28 protein-coding genes are annotated in these 25123 nt (G+C 46.8%); 21 read left to right on the forward strand and 7 right to left on the reverse strand.

Features of this window, described 5'->3' with window-relative positions; all coding sequences use genetic code 11:
* Positions 1-12 precede the first annotated feature (12 nt).
* From rplB to rpsQ, 7 genes are read left to right on the forward strand one after another with little or no spacing between them, the layout of a single operon-like run.
* Positions 13-837 carry a 50S ribosomal protein L2 gene (gene rplB, locus KO501_RS17910; RefSeq protein ID WP_216031055.1) on the forward strand — a complete coding sequence of 275 codons (825 nt, stop codon included), beginning with the start codon at positions 13-15 and terminating at the stop codon, positions 835-837.
* Positions 838-852: 15 nt separating this feature from the next.
* The gene (gene rpsS / locus KO501_RS17915) at positions 853-1128 is read left to right on the forward strand and encodes a 30S ribosomal protein S19 (RefSeq protein ID WP_012516961.1); all 276 of its coding nucleotides are present in this window, start codon (positions 853-855) and stop codon (positions 1126-1128) included.
* 11 nt (positions 1129-1139) lie between these two features.
* Positions 1140-1472, forward strand: a complete 333-nt coding sequence (gene rplV, locus KO501_RS17920; RefSeq protein ID WP_216031056.1) for a 50S ribosomal protein L22 — start codon at positions 1140-1142, stop codon at positions 1470-1472.
* Positions 1473-1481: 9 nt separating this feature from the next.
* On the forward strand, positions 1482-2183 hold the full coding sequence (rpsC, locus tag KO501_RS17925) for a 30S ribosomal protein S3 (protein ID WP_216031057.1): 702 nt from the start codon (positions 1482-1484) through the stop codon (positions 2181-2183).
* Between the two features lie 2 nt (positions 2184-2185).
* Complete coding sequence (gene rplP, locus KO501_RS17930) at positions 2186-2599, forward strand: 50S ribosomal protein L16 (protein WP_216031058.1); 414 nt, start codon at positions 2186-2188, stop codon at positions 2597-2599.
* Positions 2599-2790 (forward strand): 50S ribosomal protein L29, encoded by a 192-nt coding sequence (gene rpmC / locus KO501_RS17935; protein WP_216031059.1) that lies wholly within the window; start codon positions 2599-2601, stop codon positions 2788-2790. The genes rplP and rpmC overlap by 1 nt, the downstream gene beginning before the upstream one ends.
* The gene (gene rpsQ, locus KO501_RS17940; protein ID WP_216031060.1) at positions 2790-3047 is read left to right on the forward strand and encodes a 30S ribosomal protein S17; all 258 of its coding nucleotides are present in this window, start codon (positions 2790-2792) and stop codon (positions 3045-3047) included. The genes rpmC and rpsQ overlap by 1 nt, the downstream gene beginning before the upstream one ends.
* 112 nt (positions 3048-3159) lie before the next feature.
* Here the strand turns inward: rpsQ and KO501_RS17945 are convergent, their stop codons facing one another.
* The gene (locus KO501_RS17945; protein ID WP_216031061.1) at positions 3160-3807 is read right to left on the reverse strand and encodes an MOSC domain-containing protein; all 648 of its coding nucleotides are present in this window, start codon (positions 3805-3807) and stop codon (positions 3160-3162) included.
* A 347-nt stretch (positions 3808-4154) separates the two neighbouring features.
* On the opposite strand from KO501_RS17945, the gene dnaB reads away from it, so the two are divergent.
* The gene (gene dnaB, locus KO501_RS17950) at positions 4155-5543 is read left to right on the forward strand and encodes a replicative DNA helicase (RefSeq protein WP_216031062.1); all 1389 of its coding nucleotides are present in this window, start codon (positions 4155-4157) and stop codon (positions 5541-5543) included.
* A gap of 64 nt (positions 5544-5607) precedes the next feature.
* Here the strand turns inward: dnaB and KO501_RS17955 are convergent, their stop codons facing one another.
* From KO501_RS17955 to rsd, 5 genes are all read right to left on the reverse strand, one after another.
* Complete coding sequence (locus tag KO501_RS17955) at positions 5608-6744, reverse strand: OmpA family protein (RefSeq protein WP_216031063.1); 1137 nt, start codon at positions 6742-6744, stop codon at positions 5608-5610.
* Positions 6745-6851: 107 nt separating this feature from the next.
* A complete protein-coding gene (locus KO501_RS17960) occupies positions 6852-7286 on the reverse strand; it encodes a secondary thiamine-phosphate synthase enzyme YjbQ (RefSeq protein ID WP_252728546.1) in 435 nt (144 codons plus the stop codon).
* A complete protein-coding gene (locus KO501_RS17965; RefSeq protein WP_216031065.1) occupies positions 7276-7740 on the reverse strand; it encodes a chemotaxis protein CheX in 465 nt (154 codons plus the stop codon). Before KO501_RS17965 ends, KO501_RS17960 begins: the two co-directional genes overlap by 11 nt.
* Positions 7730-8203, reverse strand: coding sequence for a transcriptional repressor (locus KO501_RS17970; protein WP_216031066.1), 474 nt, complete (start codon positions 8201-8203; stop codon positions 7730-7732). The genes KO501_RS17965 and KO501_RS17970 overlap by 11 nt, the downstream gene beginning before the upstream one ends.
* Before the next feature lie 56 nt (positions 8204-8259).
* Positions 8260-8730 carry a sigma D regulator gene (rsd, locus tag KO501_RS17975; RefSeq protein WP_216031067.1) on the reverse strand — a complete coding sequence of 157 codons (471 nt, stop codon included), beginning with the start codon at positions 8728-8730 and terminating at the stop codon, positions 8260-8262.
* Between the two features lie 153 nt (positions 8731-8883).
* On the opposite strand from rsd, the gene nudC reads away from it, so the two are divergent.
* Positions 8884-9714, forward strand: coding sequence for an NAD(+) diphosphatase (gene nudC, locus KO501_RS17980; RefSeq protein WP_216031068.1), 831 nt, complete (start codon positions 8884-8886; stop codon positions 9712-9714).
* A 265-nt stretch (positions 9715-9979) separates the two neighbouring features.
* Positions 9980-11071, forward strand: coding sequence for a uroporphyrinogen decarboxylase (gene hemE / locus KO501_RS17985; RefSeq protein WP_216031069.1), 1092 nt, complete (start codon positions 9980-9982; stop codon positions 11069-11071).
* A 26-nt stretch (positions 11072-11097) separates the two neighbouring features.
* On the opposite strand, the gene queG is transcribed toward hemE, so the two are convergent.
* Positions 11098-12240, reverse strand: coding sequence for a tRNA epoxyqueuosine(34) reductase QueG (queG, locus tag KO501_RS17990; RefSeq protein ID WP_216031070.1), 1143 nt, complete (start codon positions 12238-12240; stop codon positions 11098-11100).
* 6 nt (positions 12241-12246) lie between these two features.
* Here queG and KO501_RS17995 point away from each other — a divergent pair, with 6 nt between their 5' ends.
* The 11 genes from KO501_RS17995 to hemH all read left to right on the forward strand — a co-directional run bounded on the left by KO501_RS17995 (position 12247) and on the right by hemH (position 25123).
* Positions 12247-13746 (forward strand): NAD(P)H-hydrate dehydratase, encoded by a 1500-nt coding sequence (locus tag KO501_RS17995; RefSeq protein WP_216031071.1) that lies wholly within the window; start codon positions 12247-12249, stop codon positions 13744-13746.
* Between the two features lie 27 nt (positions 13747-13773).
* Complete coding sequence (gene tsaE / locus KO501_RS18000) at positions 13774-14262, forward strand: tRNA (adenosine(37)-N6)-threonylcarbamoyltransferase complex ATPase subunit type 1 TsaE (protein WP_216031072.1); 489 nt, start codon at positions 13774-13776, stop codon at positions 14260-14262.
* A 56-nt stretch (positions 14263-14318) separates the two neighbouring features.
* Positions 14319-15647 carry an N-acetylmuramoyl-L-alanine amidase gene (locus tag KO501_RS18005; RefSeq protein WP_216031073.1) on the forward strand — a complete coding sequence of 443 codons (1329 nt, stop codon included), beginning with the start codon at positions 14319-14321 and terminating at the stop codon, positions 15645-15647.
* Positions 15648-15674: 27 nt separating this feature from the next.
* Complete coding sequence (gene mutL, locus KO501_RS18010; RefSeq protein ID WP_216031074.1) at positions 15675-17393, forward strand: DNA mismatch repair endonuclease MutL; 1719 nt, start codon at positions 15675-15677, stop codon at positions 17391-17393.
* A complete protein-coding gene (gene miaA, locus KO501_RS18015; protein WP_216031075.1) occupies positions 17390-18316 on the forward strand; it encodes a tRNA (adenosine(37)-N6)-dimethylallyltransferase MiaA in 927 nt (308 codons plus the stop codon). The genes mutL and miaA overlap by 4 nt, the downstream gene beginning before the upstream one ends.
* Positions 18317-18400: 84 nt before the next feature.
* Positions 18401-18655, forward strand: a complete 255-nt coding sequence (hfq, locus tag KO501_RS18020; RefSeq protein WP_216031076.1) for an RNA chaperone Hfq — start codon at positions 18401-18403, stop codon at positions 18653-18655.
* 17 nt (positions 18656-18672) lie between these two features.
* Entirely contained in the window at positions 18673-19962 is a 1290-nt protein-coding gene (gene hflX, locus KO501_RS18025) for a ribosome rescue GTPase HflX (protein ID WP_216031077.1), read from the forward strand.
* A 58-nt stretch (positions 19963-20020) separates the two neighbouring features.
* On the forward strand, positions 20021-21175 hold the full coding sequence (hflK, locus tag KO501_RS18030) for an FtsH protease activity modulator HflK (protein WP_216031078.1): 1155 nt from the start codon (positions 20021-20023) through the stop codon (positions 21173-21175).
* Positions 21176-21178: 3 nt separating this feature from the next.
* Positions 21179-22063 carry a protease modulator HflC gene (gene hflC / locus KO501_RS18035; RefSeq protein WP_216031079.1) on the forward strand — a complete coding sequence of 295 codons (885 nt, stop codon included), beginning with the start codon at positions 21179-21181 and terminating at the stop codon, positions 22061-22063.
* A gap of 213 nt (positions 22064-22276) precedes the next feature.
* Positions 22277-23875: an AbgT family transporter gene (locus tag KO501_RS18040; protein WP_216031080.1), complete on the forward strand. Its 1599-nt coding sequence runs from the start codon at positions 22277-22279 to the stop codon at positions 23873-23875.
* A gap of 162 nt (positions 23876-24037) precedes the next feature.
* Complete coding sequence (gene hemH, locus KO501_RS18045; RefSeq protein ID WP_216031081.1) at positions 24038-25123, forward strand: ferrochelatase; 1086 nt, start codon at positions 24038-24040, stop codon at positions 25121-25123.

A 25123-nucleotide genomic window follows, 5' to 3' on the forward strand; every position in this document is an offset into this window, starting at 1 on the left:
AGGGGATTAGAAATGCCATTAATGAAAGCTAAGCCAACTTCTGCCGGTCGTCGTCACGTTGTTCAGGTTGTTAACCCTGATCTGCACAAAGGTGCGCCTCATGCACCTCTGCTAGACAAGAACAGCAAGTCTGGTGGCCGCAACAACAATGGTCGTATTACGGTACGCCATATCGGTGGTGGTCATAAGCAACACTACCGTATTGTTGACTTCAAACGTAACAAAGATGGCGTTCCTGCCAAAATTGAACGTTTGGAATATGATCCAAACCGCTCTGCAAACATTGCATTAGTGTTGTATGCAGACGGTGAGCGTCGTTACATTCTGGCTCCTAAAGGTCTGAAAGCAGGTGATGCTATTCAGTCTGGTTCTGATGCGCCTATCAAAGCAGGTAACTGCTTACCTATGCGTAACATTCCAGTAGGTTCTACTGTACACGCTATCGAAATGAAACCAGGCAAAGGCGCGCAAATCGCACGTTCAGCCGGTGCATATGCGCAAATCCTAGCGCGTGACGGTAACTACGTTACCTTACGTTTGCGCTCTGGAGAGATGCGTAAAGTTTTGTCTGACTGCCGTGCAACTATCGGTGAAGTGGGCAATGCAGAACACATGCTGCGTTCATTGGGTAAAGCTGGTGCAACTCGCTGGCGTGGTGTTCGTCCTACCGTTCGTGGTGTTGCCATGAACCCGGTAGACCATCCACACGGTGGTGGTGAAGGACGTACATCCGGTGGCCGTCACCCAGTTTCTCCATGGGGTGTTCCTACCAAAGGTAAGAAAACCCGTAGCAACAAGCGTACTGATAAGCTTATCGTACGTCGTCGTAACAAGTAAAAGCGAGGATTCACCATGCCACGTTCTCTCAAGAAAGGTCCATTTATTGACCTTCACTTGCTGAAGAAGGTAGAGGCTGCAGTGGAAAAGAACGAACGTAAACCAATTAAGACTTGGTCTCGTCGTTCTATGATCATCCCAGATATGATTGGGTTGACCATTGCGGTCCATAACGGTCGCCAACATGTACCTGTCATTATTAGTGACGAAATGGTCGGCCATAAGTTGGGCGAATTTGCGCCAACGCGTACTTACCGCGGCCATGTCGCGGATAAGAAAGCTAAACGTTAAGGGGTAGGAATATGGAAGCATTAGCTAAACACCGTTTCGCCCGCACGTCGGCTCAGAAAGCACGCTTGGTTGCGGATCAAATTCGCGGTTTACACGTTGAAAAAGCTCTTGAAGTTTTAGCGTACAGCCCGAAGAAAAGCGCAGCATTAGTTAAGAAAGTACTGGAGTCTGCCATTGCAAATGCAGAAAACAACGAAGGTGCTGACATTGACGAATTGCATATCGCGAAAATCTTCGTTGACGAAGGTCCAACAATGAAACGTATCAAGCCACGTGCTAAAGGACGTGCGGATCGTATCTTTAAGCGTAGCAGTCACATCACTGTGGTTGTAGCGGATAACTAGGAGTAGATAATGGGACAGAAGGTACATCCTACAGGTATACGCCTGGGTATCAGCAAACCATGGACTTCTACCTGGTACGCTAATACTGCAGACTATGCAGACAACCTGTATAACGATCATCAGGTACGTCAGTATCTGACCAAGCAACTTAAAAACGCTTCACTTTCTAAAATTGTGATCGAGCGTCCAGCTAAGAGTATCCGTGTGACTATTCACACCGCTCGTCCTGGCGTCGTTATCGGTAAGAAAGGCGAAGACGTAGAAAAGCTGCGTAACTATGTATCTAAGCTGGCCGGTGTGCCTGCTCAGATCAATATTGCGGAAGTACGCAAGCCTGAGCTTGATGCACAGCTAGTCGCTGACAGCATTTCAAGCCAGCTGGAGCGTCGTGTTATGTTCCGTCGCGCCATGAAGCGTGCGGTACAAAATGCAATGCGCCTCGGTGCTAAAGGTATCAAAGTTGAAGTAAGCGGCCGTTTGGGCGGTGCAGAAATTGCACGTTCTGAATGGTATCGTGAAGGACGTGTTCCACTGCACACATTCCGTGCGGACATCGATTACGCCACTTCAGAAGCGTTGACTACCTACGGTATCATCGGTACTAAAGTGTGGATCTTCAAAGGTGAGGTTCTGGGCGGTCTGCCTACAAACCAAGAGCAACCACCTGCTCAACCTAAGAAGAAAGGCCGCAACGCTAAGCGAGAGGGCTAATCATGTTACAACCAAAACGCATGAAATTTCGTAAAATGCATAAAGGTCGTAACCGTGGTCTTGCTATTGCTGGCAGCAAAGTAAGCTTCGGCACTTATGGCCTGAAAGCAGTTGGCCGCGGTCGTATGACAGCGCGTCAAATCGAAGCAGCGCGTCGTGCTATGACTCGTCACGTTAAGCGTCAAGGTAAAATCTGGATTCGGGTTTTCCCTGACAAGCCAATTACTGAGAAGCCTCTTGAGGTTCGTCAAGGTAAAGGTAAAGGTAACGTTGAGTACTGGGTATGCCAAATTCAACCTGGTCGTGTATTGTACGAGATGGAAGGTGTTCCTGAAGAGCTTGCACGCGAAGCGTTCGAATTGGCAGCGGCAAAACTGCCATTTAAGACAACCTTTGTAACTCGGACGGTGATGTAATGAAAGCGACTGAACTGAAAGAAAAAAGCGTAGAAGAGCTGAACGCAGAGTTATTAAACCTGCTACGCGAACAGTTCAACTTGCGCATGCAGCACTCAACTGGCCAGCTTGAAAAAACTGACCAGCTGAAGAAAGTGCGTCGCAACATCGCGCGTGTTAAAACCATTCTGACTGAAAAGGCTGATGCGTAATGACTGAACAAAAAATTCGTACAGTGCAAGGTCGTGTGGTTAGCAACAAGATGGATAAGTCTATCACTGTTGTAGTTGAACGTTTCGTTAAGCACCCTATCTATGGGAAGTTCATCAAGCGCTCTACTAAGCTTCACGCCCACGACGAAAACAATGTGTGCAAAGAAGGCGATACAGTCACCTTGCGTGAATGTCGTCCTCTTTCCAAGAATAAAACTTGGACACTAGTTGACGTTATCGAAAAAGCCAGCATGTAATGGTGGTTTTTTCTTAAAAAAAGCCCGGTTTAACCGGGCTTTTTTGTGTCTGAATTTTAGCCATATCAACAGCTTTATTCCAAACGCCGACTTATTGGTTCACGTTACGGCTTTAGGACGAAGTTTTACTGGCAGCGCGTTTAATTACCCGGGTGCACTTCTCCCGCCATTCGTCATCGAGTGTTTCTAACCCTTCAAATTGTTTTGCCCCATCAATATCACCAAGATCATGCACTGCACGCATCAGCGCAGCAACGGATACCGTTTTATCGTGGCGACTGAGCAATGTAACAGGATCATTGCCATGAATAACACCGGTCTCGATAACCCGATAATACCAACCTGTTATGCCATTAGCCCCTACGAAGCGATCAAGATTCTTTATTCCATAGCGGTGGGAGATCTTATTGCACGGTGCCCGTGGTGCACTTACCTGTAAGGTAACTTCTCCGACGCGATAGACATCACCGATGAACACGTTTTCGTCGTTCATGCCAGGCACCAGCATATTCTCGCCTATACTCCCTAAAGGGAAGTCATGCTCGTCGAAGCCCTCGCGTAAACGGGTATATCCTTGGTGGCTGAATTGATGTAGCACTTTTTCCGCCCCGCCGTGGAGCTTTTTATTTCCTTGCTCGTCTTCCTTTGTGCCATCGAAGCCCACAGTGAGCAATGCTACCGACGCTTTTTGAATGGCACTAGGTGCACCTCTTGGTCCGAAGGCAACGGGCTTTCCTGCGAACAATGCTTCTACAAACATGCCTATCTCCAAACTAGGTATTGGTGCGGTTTGACACCAATAACGTTTTTTAAATCATAGTAAAAGGAAGTGTAAACCCTTCGGGGTTTTTACTCGACTAACTTTTTACCCAAGGCGATTTGGTCATTAATAGGTTAGTCAATTCAGTCAAGCTTAAGTCAGTGATATGTCACGTCCAAGCGGTTACCATAGTACTGATTTTTTGCTGCACCTATACCTTAATCGTTAGGTTGATCAAAGACATGGTGTGGCTTTTACAAGGAAGCTAATTTCGGCTTTCTATTTTGTCATTGCAATTCAGATAAATTCACGGAAAATACCAGATCCATGAATACCGGACGTTTATTGTGAAAGCTGTTTCTGCCCCCAAAGATAAAAATGTCGAGAAGCTCAAAGTTCCCCCACATAGTATTGAAGCTGAGCAAGCGATACTGGGAAGTATGCTTATTGATCCTGAAAGTTGGGACAAGGTCGCGGAAGTCGTAACCGAAAACGATTTTTACAATCATTCTCACCAAGTTATCTTTAAGGTAGTACTGGCTCTTCTCGGCAAAAGTCAGCCTATTGATTTGATCACCGTTTCCGAAGCCCTTGAACACCAAAATCAGTTGGAAGATGCGGGCGGCTTTGCCTATTTGGCGGAATTGGCAAAAAACACCCCTAGTTCGGCCAATGTGACCACCTATGCGAAAATTGTCAGTGAGCGGGCAATTACCCGTGAACTGATTGGTGTTGCCCATGAAATCGCTGAGGTGGGTTACAACCCTGAAGGGCGCGATAGTGCGGATATTCTCGACATGGCCGAAAGCAAGGTGTTCGAGATAGCTGAAAAGCGCACAGGAGAAAACGAAGGGCCAAGAGACGTAGATTCGGTGCTGGATAAAACCATTAAACGTCTTGAAGCGCTTATTCAAACCAGTAAAGAAGTCACCGGTGTCACCACCGGCTTTACAGATTTGGATAAAAAAACCAGCGGCTTGCAACCTTCTGATCTTATCATCGTGGCGGCACGTCCCTCTATGGGTAAAACCACGTTTGCTATGAACTTGTGCGAAAACGCCATGATGTCAGAGGAAAAACCGGTTTTAGTCTTCAGTCTAGAGATGCCATCAGAACAAATCATGATGCGTATGCTCGCCTCCTTAAGCCGGGTTGACCAAACTCGTATCAGAACCGCCCAGCTCGATGATCAGGAATGGGCTAGAGTCTCAAATACCATGGCCATGTTGAAAGAAAAGGACAGCCTGTTTATAGATGACTCATCGGGTTTGACTCCCATGGACGTCCGTTCTAGGGCGCGTAAGCTAGCGCGGGAAAAGGGGGGGATTAGTCTTATAATGGTGGATTACCTGCAATTGATGCGTGTTCCTTCACTAAGTGAAAACCGGACGTTAGAGATTGCTGAAATCTCTCGCTCACTGAAAGCGTTAGCCAAAGAATTAGAAGTGCCGGTAGTGGCACTATCCCAGTTAAACCGGAGTCTAGAACAACGAGCAGACAAGCGGCCTGTTAACTCTGACTTACGTGAATCAGGCTCTATAGAGCAGGATGCCGATTTAATCATGTTCATTTACCGTGATGAGGTTTATCACGAGAACAGCGAGTACAAGGGCATTGCGGAAATTATTATTGGTAAGCAGCGGAACGGGCCCATCGGTACCAGCCGCTTAACGTTCCAAGGACACTTTTCTCGTTTTGATAATTATGCCGGTCCAGATTTTGACGACGATTATTAATTGCTAACAATTACGCATAAAAAAAGGCGCCAATTGGCGCCTTTTTATTATTCAAAATACCGAATTAACGCTTTTCTGGTACTTCTATGATAGCAGTAACACGGATCGCGATACGACGGTTAACGCGGTTCGCTTCAAGTGAGCTACCTTCCATCAGTAATTGAGACTCACCAAAACCTTCAGTGGTTAGGCGAGAGGCATCGATACCGTATTCGTTAACTAAAACTTCTTTGAATGCAGCTGCACGACGCTCAGATAAGTCTAAGTTATACGCCGCTTCACCCGGAGCAGATGCGTGACCTTCGATCACAGCTTCTGTTTTGCCATAGCGTTTGAAGAATTCAACAAACTCTTCAATTTCAGGTGAATGTGGGTCGCTAACTTCGGCGCTGTTATTTGCAAACAGAACGCGCAGAGTATGCGTCACTTCTTCTTGATCGAAGACAGTACAACCATCTGCATCAACTTTGTCGTACATAGGTGTGTCAGGACACATATCTTTGTTATCAGCTACACCATCGTTGTCGCTATCAGCAACAACAGCACAACCTTTGCTGTCAACTTCTGTGCCAGCAGGCGTATTTGGACACATGTCTTGGCTATTCAACACGCCATCGTTGTCAGTGTCGCCATCAACCACTGGAGCAGGTTGAGTATAGCTAGTTTCTGTGGCTTTACCGAATGGGAAAGCAACACCGATTTTTACACTGTAGTCGTAGTAAGAATCGTCGAAATCACGGTACGCAGCAATTTCAGTGGTTAACTGAACATCATCGTTCAATTCCCAGTGCTTACCAACACCTACGTTAGCCAAGTTGTAGTTTTCATCTAGGATTTGGCGTTTAACACCACCAAACAAATACCACAGGTCGTCAGGCATGAAATACATTGCGTCTACACCGAACATGTGCCCGGAAACGCTATCTTGAGAACCATTGACTTGTGCGTAGTCAAGATCGAGGGCTGTGTATTCACCACGAACGGCCCAGCTTTGATCAAAACGCCATCCGTATTCGAAACCAAAACCCGCGCCATCTTCTAAGAAGTCTGGTGCTGGCTTGTCAGCTTCGTCGGCATTGTAATACATGCCGTGGAAGCCTAACCAGCTTTCGTACGGTGCAGTGGAATCTTCCTGAGCAACAACGTGTGATGAAGTCATCACAGCGAGGGCTAATGCGGTAAACCTAAATGTTTTTTTCATTTTCACATCCTGTATAACGTTGAGTGATTGATTAATCATAAACTATGGTAACAATAAGCACACTGTGTGCCAATTATCAAAAAGGTGTAATGTTGATGGGGTTTATTTTACCGCCACATACCTTGAACAGTAGCTACGATGCGCCGGTTCCCCCCAGAATTGCGATGCTCTCCCAAAATTATACCTTGCCAAGTTCCTAATTGTAACCGGCCGTCTTTGATCGGGATCGTCAATTCGCATCCTAGTAAACTGGATTTTATGTGAGCAGGCATATCGTCACTCCCCTCATAAGTATGGGTGTAATGTGTATCGTCTTCGAGTACAGTATGGGTAAACCATGTTTCAAGATCACTTCTCACCGTAGGATCGGCGTTTTCGTTGATGGTTAAGCTGGCACTGGTGTGCTGGAGCCACAGGTGAACCTGCCCAATCTCGACATTTTTCAACGCGGGAAGCTGGTTCGTTACGTGCTCGGTAACCAAATGAAAACCCCGCTGAAAAGCGGGGAGAGTAATGATTTTCTGCACCCAATTATTTGTCAAAACAGATTTCCATATGGGCCAAGCCCTCATCGCACATAAAGGGCATAATAAGCTTAGAGCCATCCACCTGATGGCTAATGGTATGTTGCTTGCCTGATACAACAATAGGGGTGGCCATACCAAACTCAAACCCCTTCTCAGCCAGTTCTCGCTTGGCATTACCGCAAATCATGTTGGTCACTTCACCCACCATATCGCCTACTTCAGCATCGAGCTTTTCTGGGCGTTCACCTACCATGCGCTCCATTATGGTCAACGCCAGTCCTTCGTCGAAGGTAATAGACATGGAGCCTTTTATTTGTGGGCCGACCATGCCGATAAGACCAGATACGTCACCCTTAGCAATATCACTTTGTTTTCTTTTGGGTTTTCCGGGCTTGAGGGTCGTTTGCGCCATGGTTTCCATTACGTTCAGTAAGCCACTGATAAAGGGATTTACAAACTCAACATTCATGCTTTGCATCCTCGATCGGCGACGTTTCTGCTTCTTGGCAGTCGGCACACAGTCCGTGGGCCTCTACGGTTTGTTTTGACACTTTAAAGCCGAATTTTTTTGCTTGGGTGTCTAATGTTTCCTGTAAACCTTCGGACTGTATCTCGGCTACGTCACCACAACTGTCGCAAATTAGGAACTGTACGGGGTGCTGACAACCAAAATGGTGACACGCCACAAACGCGTTTGTTGATTCAAGGCGATGGATAAAACTAAACTCTAGTAAAAAATCTAAAGCGCGATAAACCGTGGCAGGTTTAGCACTCGATTCTGTCTCTTTTAATGAATCGAGTAGTTCATATGCGCCCATGGGGCCATGCTTTCCAAGCAAGATTTGATAAACTTTTTCTCGTAATGGCGTAAATCTGGCGCCACGTTGCTCGCAATAAGCTCTGGCTTTATTAATTAAAGTTGTATTATTCATTATTTGAAACCGGCAAACGTTTAAGTAATCATTGTAATCATATCAGGGCGATTTCGCTAATCTCTAGGCCCATCTGACAATTTGTCAAGGCGCTGATACATATGTGTAATTAACTCATCTTCCAACGCTAAGCGTTCTTCAATAACTTCGCCTAGTGAAGCCAACTCGTTATCAAATGACGAGGCTTGCTGAGTCGAAAAAGAATCACTGTAATGATCGGAGAAAGCTAAAATTTTATCGGTAGTACGGGCTATTTGGGGGTAATACCGCTCTTTAAGGCTTTGTGCCTGATCATCCGTATTTGTAAGTTGATCGTAAATACCGAAGTGTCCTGCCGAACAATAATCCATCATTAGCGTACAGAATTCACTGATTTCTTGGGCATCAGGTAAAGCACTGTTTTTATCTGACAGCCCAGCCAATTCGCAGTATCTTACTAACAATTGTTGGCGAGCTTTCAGCCAGTTATCGATAATACCCGACGCGCCGCCCCACTTTTCCTTGGCTTGTTCCAATTTATTCAGCATTCTATTCTCCACAGGCAGCTTACTGCGTATAGGGCAAGTATAACACTGGCACAGGCCTTCACAATGATAGTCGAAGGCGTAAACAGAAATTTACTGTAACTTTTGCCGCGAGGCCTTAAAATACGATAAGAAATAAGCATAAGAGAACATGCGATGATACGTGCAGTCACCGAGACACAACTCAGGGTTAGCGAAGGAATTTGGGTTATATTCAGTCGTGACCAACTTTTGGTAAAAAAGGGTACGCCAGTTTTACATATTGGCCGTTGGCAAGAGTTGTCGTTTTTACATCATCATAAAAGTAGTGTTGTGGAGCTTTTACCCCTTGCTGACTCCCATACGTTGGAAAAACCTGTCTTTGTTATTGACTTAGGGGCCGAGTTTCCGCAACACCCGGATTGGGAGGTGTGCTCAATGCGCAGCGTGCTTGGGGTGGGAACCGATACCCAGTTCTACGTACTTGCCCGCGCTTGGCAGTATGTGCACTTTTTGCGAACCCATCGTTATTGTGGGCAATGTGGTGCACGGACTGAACAGGTAGACTGGGAAATGGCCATGCAATGCCATCAGTGTAAGCATCGCACGTATCCACGGATTTCACCTTGCATCATTGTGGCGATATATCGTGACAACCAAATACTACTGGCCAAAGGAGTGCGTCACAAAGACAGCAACATGTATTCAACGTTAGCTGGTTTTGTCGAAAGCGGTGAAAGTTTAGAACATGCGGTGCATCGTGAAGTAGCAGAAGAAGTGAACGTTAAAATAAAAAACCTTACTTATTTTGGTAGTCAGCCATGGCCATTTCCTCATTCATTGATGATGGGGTATCTGGCAGAGTATGAAAGTGGCGATATTATTCCTCAAGAAGGCGAGATCGTTGATGCACAGTGGTTTGATGTGGACAAGCTGCCCACTATCCCGCCTAAAATGTCCATTGCCGGGCGTCTTATCGATGCTGTGGTACGTAGGGCCTTGAGTTAAAATAAGCGGTCTCTGATCTTCAGGCAATAAAAAACCCCGCAAGCGGGGTTAGTAAGAAGTTATATCGCGGTCTCGTTAACGAGCTTCTTATTGCTGAATCTATTATTAGCAAGCAATTAATAAAGATACAAGACTAAAGTCTTACTTTTATCGAAGTTTTCATTGTTTTTCTTAATCACGGCCATCGGGTTGGTGATATTCACCCAAGCTTGTAAAGTTTGTTATACTGCCGACGAATTTTAATCATCCGAATATGAGGATTTGCATGTCGGCACACCGTCCATCAGAAGCGCGCCCAGCGTTAAAGAATGATCGCTATTTGCGTGCTCTACAAAAACAGCCCGTCGATATGACTCCGGTATGGATGATGCGACAAGCAGGGCGTTACCTGCCTGAATACAAAGCAACCCGAGCTGAAGCTGGCGATTTTATGTCGTTGTGCAAAAATGCCGAACTAGCCTGCGAAGTAACATTACAACCATTGCGCCGTTTTCCCTTAGACGCAGCAATTTTGTTTTCTGATATTCTTACTATTCCCGACGCCATGGGCTTAGGTTTATATTTTGAAGCGGGGGAAGGTCCGAGATTTGCTCATCCTATTACCTGTCAGGCCGATGTGAATAAAATTGGTATTCCTGATCCTGAAGGCGAACTGCAATACGTGATGAATGCGGTTCGTACAATTCGTCGAGAGTTAAAAGGCGAAGTACCTCTTATCGGATTTTCTGGCAGTCCTTGGACACTAGCCACTTATATGGTGGAAGGTGGCGGAAGTAAGGCGTTTACGAAAATTAAGAAAATGGCATTTGCTGAACCGGCGTTGCTACATAAGCTGTTAGAAAAGCTGGCCGACGCTGTCACGCTTTACCTTAACGCACAAATTGCCGCTGGCGCGCAATCGGTGATGATTTTCGATACCTGGGGCGGCGTATTATCGCCCCGGGATTACAAGCTTTTCTCTTTGCAGTATATGGCCCGTATTGTTGATGGCCTTAAACGGGAAAATGAAGGCTGTCGTGTTCCTGTCACCTTATTTACCAAAAATGGTGGGATGTGGTTGGAAGCCATCGCTGACACAGGATGTGATGCAGTGGGTTTAGATTGGACCATTGATATTGCAGAAGCCAAAGCCCGGGTTGGCGATAAAGTAGCGTTACAGGGTAATATGGACCCGTCTATGCTGTATGCACCGGCGGCAAGAATTGAGGAAGAAGTGGCTCATATCCTGTCAGGATTTGGCAATGGCTCGGGTCATGTATTTAACTTAGGCCACGGGATCCATCTTGATGTGCCACCGGAAAATGCCGGGGTATTTGTGGATGCGGTGCACAAACTGAGTCAGCCTTACCACAAATAATCATTATCACTGCCAAGAGAAGGGAGTTAGGCGTCTCTTGGCAACCCTTTCTCAATAACTCGGGTAAGTCTATTTTTCTGTCGATTGGCGGAGTTGGTCTGCGCTTGCTTTGTTTTCAGTTCATCCAGTGCCCAGTCGATATGCTCTTGGACGAGGGCTGATACCTTCCCATTTCTGGCTTCAAGGGCGTGAAATAACTGCTCACTTGGGGTGGCGTTTCCCATGGCCACTGCGATATTTCTTAACCATCTTTCATAGCCTATGCGACGAATTGGAGAGCCTTCTGTTTGTTTCAGAAATGTGGGCTCATCCCAAGCAAATAACACTTCTAAGGTTTGCCCATGTAACTGTTGTCGAGGATGAAAGTCGGTTTCTTCACTAATACTGGCAAAACGATTCCATGGGCAGACTAATTGGCAGTCGTCACAACCATAAATGCGATTTCCCATCAGTGGACGTAAGGGTTCGGGGATGGGGCCGTCGTTTTCAATGGTAAGATAAGAAATACAACGACGGGCATCTACGGTATATGGCGCCACAATTGCTTGTGTAGGACAAATAGTGAGGCAGGCGGTGCAACTGCCACAACCGTCTTCTATGGGAGCGTCTACAGGTAGCGGTAAATTAATAAATAGCTCACCAAGAAAAAACCACGAACCGGCTTCTTTGCTAAGGGTTAGGGTATGTTTACCGGTCCAGCCAAGTCCTGCTTTTTCTGCTAAGGCGTGTTCAAGTACTGGGGCGGAGTCGACGAAAGGACGGTACGCAGTATCAGCCAAGGCGCTTTTTATTTTTTCTCCCAGTTGTTTTAACCGGTTGCGCAGTACCTTGTGATAATCACGGCCAAGTGCGTAGCGGCTTATATAAGCAATATGATCATCTTTGAGATGCTTGGCAAACGACGCGTCAGGAGGTAAATAGTCCATACGTACGGTGATCACCCGTACGGTCCCCGGCACTAACTCGGCGGGACGAGCCCGTTTCATTCCATGGTTTTCCATGTAAGACATGCTTCCATGATAGCCCTTGCCCAGCCATTCACTAAGGTGCTGTTCATGGTGAGCCAGATCAATATCACTGATGCCGACTTGTTGAAACCCTAGCGCGCGGCCCCAAGCCTTGATATCGTCTGTTAACTTTATAAGATCAATTGATTGCAACGCGGACATGAAACCATGCTAGATACTAAACTCGCCACAAGCTTAGCACACAAACTCTTTCGCGCCGACCAGGTTAGAGAAAATGAAGGCGCAGCCGCCGAACAGACTGGATGCGACATGTACACGTTAATGCAGCGCGCCGGTAATGCTGTGTTTCGACAATGCCAAAATCTACTGCCTAATACGGATATCTATCTGGTCATCGTAGGGCAGGGAAACAATGCCGGTGACGGTTATATTGCGGCACTTAAAGCGAAACAAGCAGGTAAGCATGTGTTGGTGTGCGCCGTAGAGCCAGATCGGGTGCTAAGCGGTGATGCAGGAAAAGCACAAGCACAATGGTTAGCGTCAGGTGGCAGCATCAGCCAGTTTGAACCCGAGTTGTTAGATAAAGCGGGGTTGGTGGTGGATGCCATGCTTGGTACAGGGATCACCAGCTATATACGTAACGAATTTGCAGATATTATTGACGCATTAAATGCTCACAGTGTACCGGTAGTCAGTATTGATGTGCCCTCCGGGCTAGATGCAAATACCGGCCAGTCTTTAGGCCGTTGTGTCCAGGCGGATGTAACAGTGACATTTGTAGGTATCAAACCGGGCTTAACCACCGGCGCAGGAAAACAGTCGTGCGGAAAATTGGTGTTTGATGATCTAGGTATAGGAAAAGCTTTCGCTAGCCTGGCCCGTTCATCGGCTACGCTACTTGATATCGAACAATTCGGTGGGCTAGGCCCAAGAGACGTGCACAGCCATAAAGGCACTTACGGCCGGTTATTGTGTGTTGGCGGCAACAAAGGAACGGCAGGGGCTATTCGCTTAAGCAGTGAAGCGGCATTACGCAGTGGTGCTGGAATGGTGCGGGTGTTTACCCATGAAGCTTCTATTGTGCAGGTCAGCGCTGGCCGACCGGAACTGATGGTGAGCGCTGAGGATATAGAAGCGTCCCTTGAATGGGCAACGTGTGTGGTTATTGGTCCGGGGTTAGGACAGGATGAATGGGCTGAGTCCGCATTTATGACAGTGATGAAGCACTGCCAAGCACACAGTAAACCCTTAGTTATTGATGCTGATGCGTTAAATATTCTTAGCCGTCAGGCAACGGCATACACCATCACCGATTGTATTTTAACGCCCCATGCAGGAGAGGCCGCTAGGTTACTCGGGGTCTCTATCGATGATGTTGAAACCGAGCGATTTAATTATGCGCGTCAATGTGCCCAGCGGTATCATGCCACATGTGTATTAAAAGGGGCCGGAACCATTATTGATAATGAACGGTCTACTTGGGTATGTAAACACGGTAACCCAGGTATGGCCACCGCCGGCAGTGGGGATGTACTAAGTGGTATCTTAGGGGCATTGTTGGCGCAAGGGTTATCTCGTGATATTGCCGCAAAATACGGGGTTATCTTACATGCTAAAGCCGGGGATCAAATCGCTGAGTTGTACGGTCAACGTGGTATGATTGCCAGCGATTTGTATGACGCCGTACGGGCGTTGATCAACCAATAATAACGAATTTTGTGAAATAGAAAGTAAATGTTAGAGCAAAGCTTACTCTTTGATACACCCGAATTGGCCGATACCCAGAACATTGCGGTTAACCTAGCTCATGTGTGTAAAGGTGCACTGCCAGCAGGCATTGTGATTTATTTAGAAGGGGATTTAGGTGCGGGTAAAACCACGTTTAGTCGGTTTTTTATCCAGCACTTAGGGCATCAAGGTAAGGTAAAAAGCCCGACTTATACCTTGGTGGAACCCTATGAGCTTGACGGCGTCACCGTTTATCATTTCGATTTGTATCGATTAGCGGATCCTGAAGAGCTAGAATTTATGGGAATACGGGATTACTTCGCCGAAAATACCCTTTGTTTGGTGGAATGGCCGCAAAAAGGGGCGGATTGCTTGGCAGCCGCAGATTTAGTGATTAGTATGAAGAGTCACGATAATAGTAGAAAAATGACCATCACCGCGAAATCTCCAAGGGGAACGGATATAGTGAATGGCTTATCTGTCCAAGGGAATTAAGTAACTAGCGGGATGCATAAAATAACAGTGATTAAAAGCGGGTTTCAGGGTTTATAATGGTGCGCATTTTCGTCCTTACAATATGTGTTTGGTGTTTGGCTTTGCCTGTCTGGTCGCAAAACCAGATTAGCGGAGTGAGAGCTGCGCCGTCAGGGGATAAAACGCGGGTGGTGCTAGATGTGCAAGCGGCCCCTGAATATACTTATTTTACGTTAGATAACCCTAACCGCTTAGTCATTGATTTAGCCAATACCAGTACCAAAAGTGATCTGTCTCAAGCCGATATTAGCGGCAGTCTAGTAAAGAAAGTTCGTTATTCCACACCGAAAAACCCCCAATCTGCACGTATTGTCGTGGAACTCGCCCGTAAAGCGACTCCTACTTTGTTTCCGGTGGAACCCGATGGCGCTTACGGCCATCGTCTGGTGGTTGATCTGTTAGATTCAAACCCGCCGTCTACCTCTAGGCAAGCGTCGGTGGTGCTTGATGCCGGAAACAATTCTCGGGATCGGGATATTATTGTAGCCATTGACGCTGGGCACGGTGGGAATGATCCAGGTTCCATTGGCCGGGCTGGCACCTACGAAAAGCACATTACGTTAAGTATCGCTAAATATCTCGAGAAACTGGTCAACAATGAACCTGGCATGCGAGCGGTTATGACCCGCAGTGGTGATTACTACGTGGGGTTGAATAAAAGACCGGAAATTGCCCGTAAAAGTAAAGCTGACTTACTGATTTCTATTCATGCCGATGCCTTTACCGCGCCTGGCCCTCGGGGCGGGTCAGTGTGGGTGCTGTCTATGCGTCGAGCCGACACTGAACTGGGGCGATGGTTAGAACGGTCAGAGCGGCACTCTGAATTGCTAGGCGGTGCGGCGGAAGTGATTTCTGATAATGTCAGTGAGCGCTATTTAGCAGAAACCATATTGGGGCTGTCTATGGATCATTCCATGTCAACCAGTTACGACTTGAGCCGTAAAGTGATCAGCGAAATGAAGTCGGTAACGAAAATGCACAAAGGGACGCCACAAGCGGCCAGTCTGGCGGTACTTACCGCCCCGGATATTCCTTCAATTCTGGTGGAAACGGGGTTTATCAGTAATCCCCAAGAAGAAAAGAATTTGAATTGGAGTACGTATCGGCAAAAGCTCGCCAATTCTATTTTTACCGCGGTTAAATCCTATTTTCGACAAGTGCCTCCAGATGGCACATTGTGGGCCAGTCAGAAAATGAACAATCGCACCCATAAAGTCCGTAGTGGAGAGTCTTTATCCTTGCTGGCGCAACGTTACAATGTCAAAATCAGCAGCTTAAAAGCGGTTAATAATTTACGCAGCGATACCGTACGCATTGGTCAGGTGCTGACCATTCCAAGAACCTAATCTGTAAACATTAGAGCAGGATTTCCATTGCCAATTCAGCTACTCCCTCCACAATTGGCGAACCAAATTGCCGCCGGCGAAGTGGTGGAACGCCCCGCTTCTGTTGTCAAAGAACTGATGGAAAACAGTTTGGATGCTGGGGCAACAAAAATTGAACTGGAAATAGAGAAAGGCGGCCATAAACGGCTGAAAATACGAGACAACGGCTGCGGGATTAGCAAAGAAGAACTAACACTCGCGTTGAGTCGTCATGCCACCAGTAAAATCGCCAGCCTTGATGATTTAGAACATATTATGTCTCTGGGATTTCGAGGCGAAGCGTTGGCCAGTATCAGTTCTGTCAGTCGCCTTAAATTAACCTCGAAACCGGCCCAACAGGCGCAGGCCTGGCAAGCCCACTGTGAAGGGCGAAGCATGGATGTACAGATTAATCCTGCTGCCCATCCCTCCGGTACCACGATTGATGTAGCCGATCTCTTTTACAATACACCGGCACGAAGAAAGTTTTTACGTACCGAAAAAACCGAGTATCAACACATTGAGGATGTAGTTAGGCGAATCGCACTGAGCCATCCTCAGGTAGCTTTTCAGTTAAAGCATAATGGTAAGATAACCAAACGATATACGGTGTCTTCTAGCGATGCGTTGACCCAGCGAATTAGTGCTGTCATGGGGCAAAAATTCATTGCCAATGCCACCTTTATCGATACCGCTCACCTTGGTATGCGTATTAAAGCATGGTTAGGAAATGAACGTGTGTTACGAAGCAGCACCGATTGCCAATTTAGTTTTGTCAATGGTCGTGCCATGCGCGATAAGCTGATATTGCATGCTATTCGCCAAGCATACGAAAGCGTATGGGGGGTTGTGGAACAGCCTTCTTTTGTGATGTATGTAGAGGTTGATCCTAAAGAAGTCGATGTGAATGTGCACCCAGCTAAACACGAAGTGCGATTTCAACAAAGCCGCCTTGTTCACGATTTTATTTGTAAAACGGTTTGTGATGCTTTGTCTGATGGCGCTGAGGTATCGCCTGCACACGAGCCAGCACCGAGTCACGATTATATACGCCCGCTTACCCATAGTGAGCCAGCGGAACAAGCCGATACTAGCCCGCGCAGACCTTTGGGCGGGCAGCCATTGCAGGGACGATCTTATTCATCTACTGGGCCGTCACGATCCGTTAGCGAACAGTATAGTCAACTAATGACACCTCATCATAGCGATGACATTTCGCCTTTACCGGCATTACCGTATTTGCAGATCGCACCTTATTCGCGAATTTATGTACATAAAAATGATTGTTGGCTTTTAAATGTGGCGTCTATACTTATACCTTGGGTAGTAAAGACAGTAGAAAAAGCGAATACCTCTCAACCGCTGTTAATGCCGGTGTCCACTGCAGCGCAAGGCGTGGATGAGAAGGTAGGTCGCGCCCTTAACGACAACCAGTTTAGTGTGGATAAAGTGGCGGGAAAGTATCTACTGCGACAAGTCCCGGCAGGGTGTCGACATTTCCCTTGGGTGAAATGGTTTCCAGACATGCTCTCATCAGGCCAGCCAAGCCTTTGCGGTATGTTAGAGTCCGTGCAAATGGAATCTGCTGATAGCTTACCGGCTGATATTATCACTGGGGTTTGGCACGATTTAGATAATAAACCCTTGTCTGAACAGGTAGGGGTATTAGAAGGTCTTGGGATAAGACAAAGTGTGGACAAATTGATAAGTGGTTGGGCAGTATCATGAGCAGACAACATGCGCCTGTGATCAGTATCATGGGGCCTACTGCTTCCGGTAAAACCGGGCTGGCGTTGGCGCTAGCGAGCAAAGTTCCCTGCGAAATTATTAGCGTGGACTCTGCCTTGATTTACCGGGGCATGGACATTGGCACGGCCAAGCCTACCGCCGAAGAAATGCGGGCCGTGCCCCATTGGCTCATTGATATTCGGGATCCCGCTGACAGTTATTCAGTGGCTGAATTTCGTCAAGACGTAGTGAGGTTAGTGGCAGAAATTCAAGGGCGAAACAAATTACCTATTCTGGTAGGTGGTACGATGATGTACTTTAATGCCTTGATTAATGGAATTTCGCCCTTACCTAAGTCGGATGAATCGATTCGTTCGGCAATTAATGCTGACGCAGCGCGCCTAGGTTGGAATGAAATGCACGGGCAACTTCAGGCCATCGATCCTGATAGCGCAGCGCGAATTCATCCGAATGATCCACAGCGTATTACGCGAGCGTTAGAAGTGTATCGCTCTACAGGGCGAAACCTTACGGCGTGGCAGTCAGAGAAAGGCGAACCGTGTCCTTTTGCTATTGCCCAATTTGCCATAGCACCTGAGGACCGCGCGGTTTTGCATGAACGCATTGCCACTCGCTTTGAAATCATGTTGCAAAGCGGTTTTGTCGAGGAAGTGGAAAAATTGTATGCACGGAGTGATCTACATGAAGATCTTCCGGCTATTCGTTCTGTAGGATATCGTCAGGTTTGGCAGTATCTTAAGGGACAAATCAGCTATGCACAGATGCAAGAGAAAGGTATCATTGCCACACGTCAGTTGGCAAAACGTCAATTGACGTGGTTAAGAGGGTGGCCCTCGGTACAGTGGCTCGATACCTTTGCAGACGATAATTTGATGAAAATTTTGTCAAAAATCACGCTTTAAGTGTTGGAGTGTGGTATACATTAAGTAAGTGCGGTGGTAATCCAATAGGTTTGCCATGGAGATAATAAAAACTAAGGATTTCAAATGGCTAAAGGGCAGTCACTACAAGACCCATTTTTGAATGCGTTACGTAAAGAACGTATTCCAGTGTCCATTTACTTGGTAAATGGAATAAAACTTCAGGGACAAGTTGAATCGTTCGATCAGTTCGTGATTCTGCTTAAAAATACAGTTAGTCAAATGGTGTATAAACACGCGATTTCGACCGTCGTACCTTCACGTGCGATTACTATGCCCAGTACAACCCAAGGGGAATCTGAAAATACTAAAAGTGAATAATTTAAAAGGTATACTGCTTGTTTGACCGTTATGAAGCCGGTGAACAGGCTATTCTTGTTCATATAAATTTTGCTGATGAAAGCAGCAAAGAGGATCTAGCCGAGCTAGAATTACTCGTCTCTTCTGCTGGTGTAGATGCGGTAGATGTACTTACGACATCGCGCAGCGCACCTCATGCCAAGTATTTTGTAGGTTCTGGCAAAGCCGAAGAAATTGCTGCCGCTGTGAAGGCGCATGATGCCAATGTAGTGATTTTTAATCATGCGCTGTCTCCTTCCCAAGAGCGAAACCTTGAAGCCGTGTGTAAGTGTCGGGTATTAGACCGTACAGGTTTGATCCTAGATATATTTGCACAACGTGCCCGTACCCATGAAGGTAAACTTCAGGTAGAACTCGCCCAATTACGGCATATTTCAACCCGTCTTATTCGCGGTTGGACTCACCTTGAGCGCCAAAAAGGCGGCATAGGTTTGCGTGGGCCTGGTGAAACACAGTTGGAAACGGATCGTCGATTATTGAGAGGCCGTATTAAGGCTATTTTACGCCGTTTAGCCAAAGTGCAGAAACAGCGTGAGCAAGGTCGAAGATCTCGTAAACGGGCAGAAATCCCTACCGTTTCTTTGGTTGGTTATACCAATGCCGGAAAGTCCACGTTATTTAATTCGATTACTAACGCCCATGTGTATGCGGCGGATCAGCTGTTTGCTACACTGGATCCCACTCTCAGAAAAGTAGAGTTGCAGGATGTAGGGCCGGCCATATTAGCCGATACAGTTGGCTTTATTCGTCATCTTCCCCATGATTTAGTGGCCGCATTTAAAGCCACGCTGCAAGAAACCCAAGAAGCGGATTTGTTACTTCATGTGGTAGATATTGCAGAATCGAACTATCGTGAAACGATGGACGAAGTCAACGCGGTACTAGAAGAAATTGAAGCGGATGAGATTCAACAGTTAATAATCTGTAACAAGATTGATAAACTTGATGAAGTGTCTCCCCGTATTGAAAGAAACGAAGAAGGTATACCAACGCGAGTGTGGCTTTCCGCCCATTCAGGAGAGGGGCTTGATTTACTGAGTGAAGCCCTCACTGAATGTTTAGGCAAAAGCATGGTAAGTTATACCTTGAGAATCCCACCTGCGCAAAGTAAATTGCGCGGAGTGTTATACGATCTGAACTGTATTGCCAGTGAAGCGTACGATTCTGAAGGCGACTGGGTGGTTGATGTTACAATGCCCGCCGCCGACTGGAATCGTCTAGAGAAGCGCCTGGATAGCGGAATATCCGGTTACGTCGTGCACCATTAGATTTTATTGGTGATACGAGAAATTCAATTAGCTTTATAACCACTTATGGAGTATCAGCATGGCTTGGAATGAGCCGGGTGGCAAAAATAATGATCCTTGGAAGAATCGCGGCGGCCGCGACCAAGGTCCCCCGGATTTGGACGACATGTTCAAAAACCTGTTTGGTAAATTTGGAAAGATGGGCGGCGGCAGCGGCGGTTCAGGCAAAAGCTTGGGTACGTGGGGTGCAGGCGTAATCATCGCATTACTGATTGTAGTGTGGGTGGTAAGCGGGTTTTACACAATACGCGAATCGGAGCGGGGGGTAGTTCTGCGCTTTGGCGAATATTATAAACAAGTTGAACCCGGTTTACGCTGGAAGCCAACGTTTATCGATTCGGTTATCCCGGTGGATGTCACTTCAATTCGAGACCAAGCATCAAGCGGTTCCATGCTGACCGAAGATGAAAACGTAGTTCGTGTGCAAATGGAAATGCAATTTCGGGTTATCGATCCGTATCGCTGGACCTTTGCCGTGACAAGCCCAGAGCTGAGCCTTAGTCAGGCGTTAGATAGCGCAATTCGTTATGTGGTAGGTCATTCGCAAATGGATGATGTGCTTACCGACGGTCGTGAAGTGACCCGTCAACGGGTTTGGGAAGAATTACAGTCGATTATTGAACCTTATGATTTAGGTGTGGTGATTACGGATATGAACTTCCGTGATGCAAGACCCCCTGAAGAAGTGAAAGATGCGTTTGATGATGCGATTTCTGCACAGGAAGATGAGCAACGCTTTATTCGTGAAGCTGAAGCCTACGCCCGTGAAATTGAACCTCGCGCTCGTGGTCAAGTGAATCGAATGAATGAAGAAGCCCAAGCTTACAAAGAACAGATTATTCTTGAAGCCCAAGGTGAAGTCGCTCGTTTCTCTGAACTGCTACCGCAATATGAAGCTGCACCGGAAGTCACGCGGGAACGTATCTACCTAGAAACCATGGAAGCCGTGCTCGGCAGCACCAGTAAGGTTTTGGTGGACACGAAAGGTGGTAACAACATGATGTACCTGCCGCTAGATAAACTGATGGAGCAAAAAGCGAATAGTTCCTCCTCACAAGGTAGAAACAATAGCACCTATCAAAGTGCGCCAATGTCTACCACAAATGATACGTCGCGCAATTCATCTACCACGTCGGGTATCCGTGACAGCCGCTTTCAAAATGGGGGAGAATAACATATGAAAAATCTAATCATTGCTATTGTTGTGATTTTTGGCATGTTGTTGTCCGGTTCATTGTTTGTGGTATCGGAAGGCGAAAAAGCCATTGTTATCCAGTTTGGTAAAGTGCAAAGAGATGAAGCCACCGGTGACACCCGAGTGTTTGAACCTGGGCTACATTTTAAACTGCCTTTCATCGATACAGTGCGTCGTTTAGATGCGCGTATTCAAACGTTAGATGATGCGCCAGATCGTTTTGTTACGTCAGAAAAGAAAGATCTTATTGTTGATTCTTACGTTAAGTGGAAAATTAACGACTTCGCCCAATATTACCTCGCCACCCAAGGCGGGAATAAATTACAGGCTGAAGCCCTACTTAAGCAAAAAGTGAACAACGGATTACGTTCTGAGTTTGGTACGCGTACCATTTCACAAATCGTGTCAGGCGAGCGTTCAGCTTTAATGAATCAAGCGATGGAACAGGCCAGTGAGTCCTCCAGTGAGCTGGGCATTGAAATTGTCGACGTACGGGTGAAACAAATCAATTTGCCGGACGAAGTCAGTAATGCGATTTTCCAACGTATGCGAGCTGAACGTGCTGCCGTAGCTAGAGAACACCGTTCTGAAGGTCAAGAACAAGCGGAAGTGATTCGCGCTGATATTGATGCCAAAGTGACGGTTATGGTGGCAGATGCCGAGCGAAATGCTCGTCAAGTTCGCGGTGAAGGCGATGCGTTAGCGGCACAAATTTATGCCAATACGTACTCGAAAAACCCTGAATTCTATAGCTTCTTAAGAAGCATGGATGCATACCGTAAAAGCTTTAACGGCAATAGCGATATTATGGTGCTAGAGCCAGATAGTGATTTCTTTAAGTATCTTAATACTTCAAAGTCAAAATAATCCTACAAAACGAAACACCTGCAAAAGCCCGCTTAATATGCGGGCTTTTTTATGACGGTAATGATCATCATGCCATGCTAGTGGGAGTGATTGGTTTTGTAGACATTACTGCCAATATGAGGTTTATCCGCTATACTGTCTCCCGCTAATTACATAATAAGATAACGACATTTTATTTGTCATTATTACTAAAAAAACGACAGAGGTTTTCTAGTGGGATCGAATCAATCGAACGTGCCACCGGCGCAAGCTAAGGCATCATCGGGATGGTTTGCGCGATTTTTAGCCACCGTAGAGTGGTTAGGTAATTTGCTGCCGCACCCCATCACTTTATTTGCGCTTTTATCCGTATTTATTGTTCTTTTAAGTGGTGTACTTGGCTACTTTGATGTGGCTGTGGCCGACCCCCGTCCTGAGGGTGCTAAAGGCCGTGAAGCCGATGGCATGATCGAGGTTATCTCTTTGGTGAGTGCCGAAGGGTTACAACGTATTGTCACGGGGTTAGTTACAAATTTCACCGGGTTTGCGCCATTAGGCACGGTACTTGTTGCACTACTCGGTGTGTCTGTGGCCGAACATTCCGGCATGTTATCGGCCTTGATGCGAGGCTTAGTCATGGGCGCGCCTAAGCGGGTGGTGACCTTTGCAATTGTGTTTGCTGGTATCTTATCGAATACCGCATCAGAACTGGGTTATGTGGTACTTATCCCTTTAGCCGCCATGATCTTTCATTCCTTAGGGCGGCACCCGTTAGCGGGTTTAGCAGCGGCTTTCGCGGGGGTATCGGCGGGCTACAGTGCCAATTTACTATTAGGTACGGTGGACCCTCTTTTATCGGGTATCACTGAAGCGGCGGCGCATATGATTGACCCGACTTACCGTGTCGGGCCAGAAGTAAACTGGTACTTTATGTTCATCAGCACCTTTGTTATAGCCCTTATGGGAACCTTGGTAACAGATAAAATCGTGGAACCTCGGTTAGGTGAATACAACAACAAGGATGCGTCGGTATCCTTAGAAGAGCAATCCATGTCGGCGCCCACAGCCCTAGAACGCAAAGGATTGATGCTAGCCGGGTTAGCTTTTGTGGTGGTGTGTGGGATCTTAGCGTTAACCATTGTGCCGGAAAGCGGACCGTTGCGTAATCCACAAACCGGGGGCGTTACCGGTTCACCTTTCCTTAAAGGAATTGTAGCTTTTATCTTTATTACCTTCGCCATCCCCGGCTTTGTTTACGGCAAAGTGGTGGGTACGATGAAAAACGACAAGGATGTCATTAACGCCATGTCCAAAAGCATGGGGGCAATGGGCCTTTATATTACCTTGGTTTTCTTTGCCGCCCAATTTGTGGCCTTTTTTAAATGGACAAATTTAGGGACGTTCATGGCGGTGAAAGGCGCGGCCTTGTTACAGGCCGCAGGGCTTGATGGGCCGTCGGTGTTTATTCTGTTTATACTTATGTGTGGGCTGGTGAATTTGTCATTAGGCAGTGCCTCGGCCCAATGGGCTGTCACGGCCCCCATTTTCGTGCCCATGTTGATGTTACTCGGTTATGCGCCCGAGGTGATTCAAGCGGCGTATCGAATTGGAGATTCTGTGACTAACGTGATTTCCCCAATGATGAGTTATTTTGGTCTTATTCTGGCCATGGCCGCTCGGTATCGCAAAGATGTGGGGTTAGGTACCTTGATTGCGATGATGTTACCGTACTCCATGGTATTTATTATTGGTTGGACAATATTGTTTTTCACTTGGGTGTTCTTATTGGGCATGCCAGTAGGCCCAGGGGCGGCTACCTACTATCAACCTTGAAAATAACGCCGGCAACTTAGCCGGCGTTTTTTATTCTCGCTGGGGTTTATCGGTTTATTAAAACCGGACAATCGAGTAATTACTTGTTTAACGGGGATCAAAACCTTGAGCTTGTTAGTATAATACAGTTAATCCATATAAATATGTTTAGGTTCATACAGCATGAAATATATAAATACGCCTGATTTTTCCCATAAACAGGGTGATCGCATTGGTGTGTTGGTAACCAATTTAGGTACCCCAGAAGCGCCCACTAAGTCGGCGTTGAAAACGTACCTAAAGGAGTTTCTCTCTGATCCACGGGTGGTAGAAGTACCGCGGTTGCTGTGGTGGATGATACTCAACGGTGTGATTCTAAATATTCGTCCTAAACGGTCTGCCGCGGCGTATGCCAGTGTATGGACAGACGAAGGCTCGCCCTTGATGGCTATCACTAAAAAGCAACAAGCCGCCCTTGCTACTCGTTGTCAGGAAAAATACGGTGAAAACGTAGTGGTGGAGTTCGCCATGCGTTATGGCCACCCTGCAATAGCCGATGTGATTGACGGCATGCTTGCTCAAGGTGTCCGCAAGTTAGTTGTTGTGCCTCTATACCCGCAGTACTGCGCATCGACAACCGCCTCTACCTTTGATGCCGTGGCGGCAGATTTTACCCAACGTCGGTGGATGCCCGAATTGCGGTTTGTCACCCATTACCATGACAATGCAGAGTATATAGAGGCGCTAGCAAAGAGTGTACGGGCTCATTGGCAGACCCATGGTCAGGCTGACTTATTGCTCATGTCTTTTCATGGGATCCCTAAGCGTTATCTGACCTTAGGTGATCCCTATTATTGTGAATGTCATAAAACCTCACGGTTATTGGCCCAAGCACTTAACTTACAACCGGACCAATACATGACCACTTTTCAGTCCCGTTTTGGCCGAGAAGAATGGTTACAGCCCTACACCGACGCCACGATGAAAGGGCTACCGGCAAAAGGGGTGAAATCCGTTCAGGTTATGTGCCCGGGTTTTTCTGCTGATTGCTTGGAGACCATCGAAGAGATTGGTGAAGAAAACCGTGATTACTTTATGGAGGCCGGAGGCGAGAATTTTGAGTATATCCCCGCGCTCAATGACCAACCGGCCCACATGGACATGCTATTTAATCTTATTCATACCCAACTACACGGGTGGGATGAAGCCATAAGTGACGACAATGGTCTTCGTGAATCGTTAGCTAAGGCTAAAGGAGCACAGCAATAA

Origin of the sequence: Alteromonas sp. C1M14 (genome assembly GCF_018860965.1) — a bacterium.
GTDB lineage: Bacteria > Pseudomonadota > Gammaproteobacteria > Enterobacterales > Alteromonadaceae > Alteromonas.

What these genes read in the sequence shown, in the direction of transcription:
- rplB (WP_216031055.1), top strand. Translation starts at nt 13, where the DNA reads ATGCCATTAATGAAAGCTAAGCCAACTTCTGCCGGTCGTCGTCACGTT.
- rpsS (WP_012516961.1), top strand. Translation starts at nt 853, where the DNA reads ATGCCACGTTCTCTCAAGAAAGGTCCATTTATTGACCTTCACTTGCTG.
- rplV (WP_216031056.1), top strand. Translation starts at nt 1,140, where the DNA reads ATGGAAGCATTAGCTAAACACCGTTTCGCCCGCACGTCGGCTCAGAAA.
- rpsC (WP_216031057.1), top strand. Translation starts at nt 1,482, where the DNA reads ATGGGACAGAAGGTACATCCTACAGGTATACGCCTGGGTATCAGCAAA.
- rplP (WP_216031058.1), top strand. Translation starts at nt 2,186, where the DNA reads ATGTTACAACCAAAACGCATGAAATTTCGTAAAATGCATAAAGGTCGT.
- rpmC (WP_216031059.1), top strand. Translation starts at nt 2,599, where the DNA reads ATGAAAGCGACTGAACTGAAAGAAAAAAGCGTAGAAGAGCTGAACGCA.
- rpsQ (WP_216031060.1), top strand. Translation starts at nt 2,790, where the DNA reads ATGACTGAACAAAAAATTCGTACAGTGCAAGGTCGTGTGGTTAGCAAC.
- KO501_RS17945 (WP_216031061.1), bottom strand. Translation starts at nt 3,807, where the DNA reads ATGTTTGTAGAAGCATTGTTCGCAGGAAAGCCCGTTGCCTTCGGACCA.
- KO501_RS17955 (WP_216031063.1), bottom strand. Translation starts at nt 6,744, where the DNA reads ATGAAAAAAACATTTAGGTTTACCGCATTAGCCCTCGCTGTGATGACT.
- KO501_RS17965 (WP_216031065.1), bottom strand. Translation starts at nt 7,740, where the DNA reads ATGAATGTTGAGTTTGTAAATCCCTTTATCAGTGGCTTACTGAACGTA.
- KO501_RS17970 (WP_216031066.1), bottom strand. Translation starts at nt 8,203, where the DNA reads ATGAATAATACAACTTTAATTAATAAAGCCAGAGCTTATTGCGAGCAA.
- rsd (WP_216031067.1), bottom strand. Translation starts at nt 8,730, where the DNA reads ATGCTGAATAAATTGGAACAAGCCAAGGAAAAGTGGGGCGGCGCGTCG.
- nudC (WP_216031068.1), top strand. Translation starts at nt 8,884, where the DNA reads ATGATACGTGCAGTCACCGAGACACAACTCAGGGTTAGCGAAGGAATT.
- hemE (WP_216031069.1), top strand. Translation starts at nt 9,980, where the DNA reads ATGTCGGCACACCGTCCATCAGAAGCGCGCCCAGCGTTAAAGAATGAT.
- queG (WP_216031070.1), bottom strand. Translation starts at nt 12,240, where the DNA reads ATGTCCGCGTTGCAATCAATTGATCTTATAAAGTTAACAGACGATATC.
- KO501_RS17995 (WP_216031071.1), top strand. Translation starts at nt 12,247, where the DNA reads ATGCTAGATACTAAACTCGCCACAAGCTTAGCACACAAACTCTTTCGC.
- tsaE (WP_216031072.1), top strand. Translation starts at nt 13,774, where the DNA reads ATGTTAGAGCAAAGCTTACTCTTTGATACACCCGAATTGGCCGATACC.
- KO501_RS18005 (WP_216031073.1), top strand. Translation starts at nt 14,319, where the DNA reads ATGGTGCGCATTTTCGTCCTTACAATATGTGTTTGGTGTTTGGCTTTG.
- miaA (WP_216031075.1), top strand. Translation starts at nt 17,390, where the DNA reads ATGAGCAGACAACATGCGCCTGTGATCAGTATCATGGGGCCTACTGCT.
- hfq (WP_216031076.1), top strand. Translation starts at nt 18,401, where the DNA reads ATGGCTAAAGGGCAGTCACTACAAGACCCATTTTTGAATGCGTTACGT.
- hflK (WP_216031078.1), top strand. Translation starts at nt 20,021, where the DNA reads ATGGCTTGGAATGAGCCGGGTGGCAAAAATAATGATCCTTGGAAGAAT.
- hflC (WP_216031079.1), top strand. Translation starts at nt 21,179, where the DNA reads ATGAAAAATCTAATCATTGCTATTGTTGTGATTTTTGGCATGTTGTTG.
- hemH (WP_216031081.1), top strand. Translation starts at nt 24,038, where the DNA reads ATGAAATATATAAATACGCCTGATTTTTCCCATAAACAGGGTGATCGC.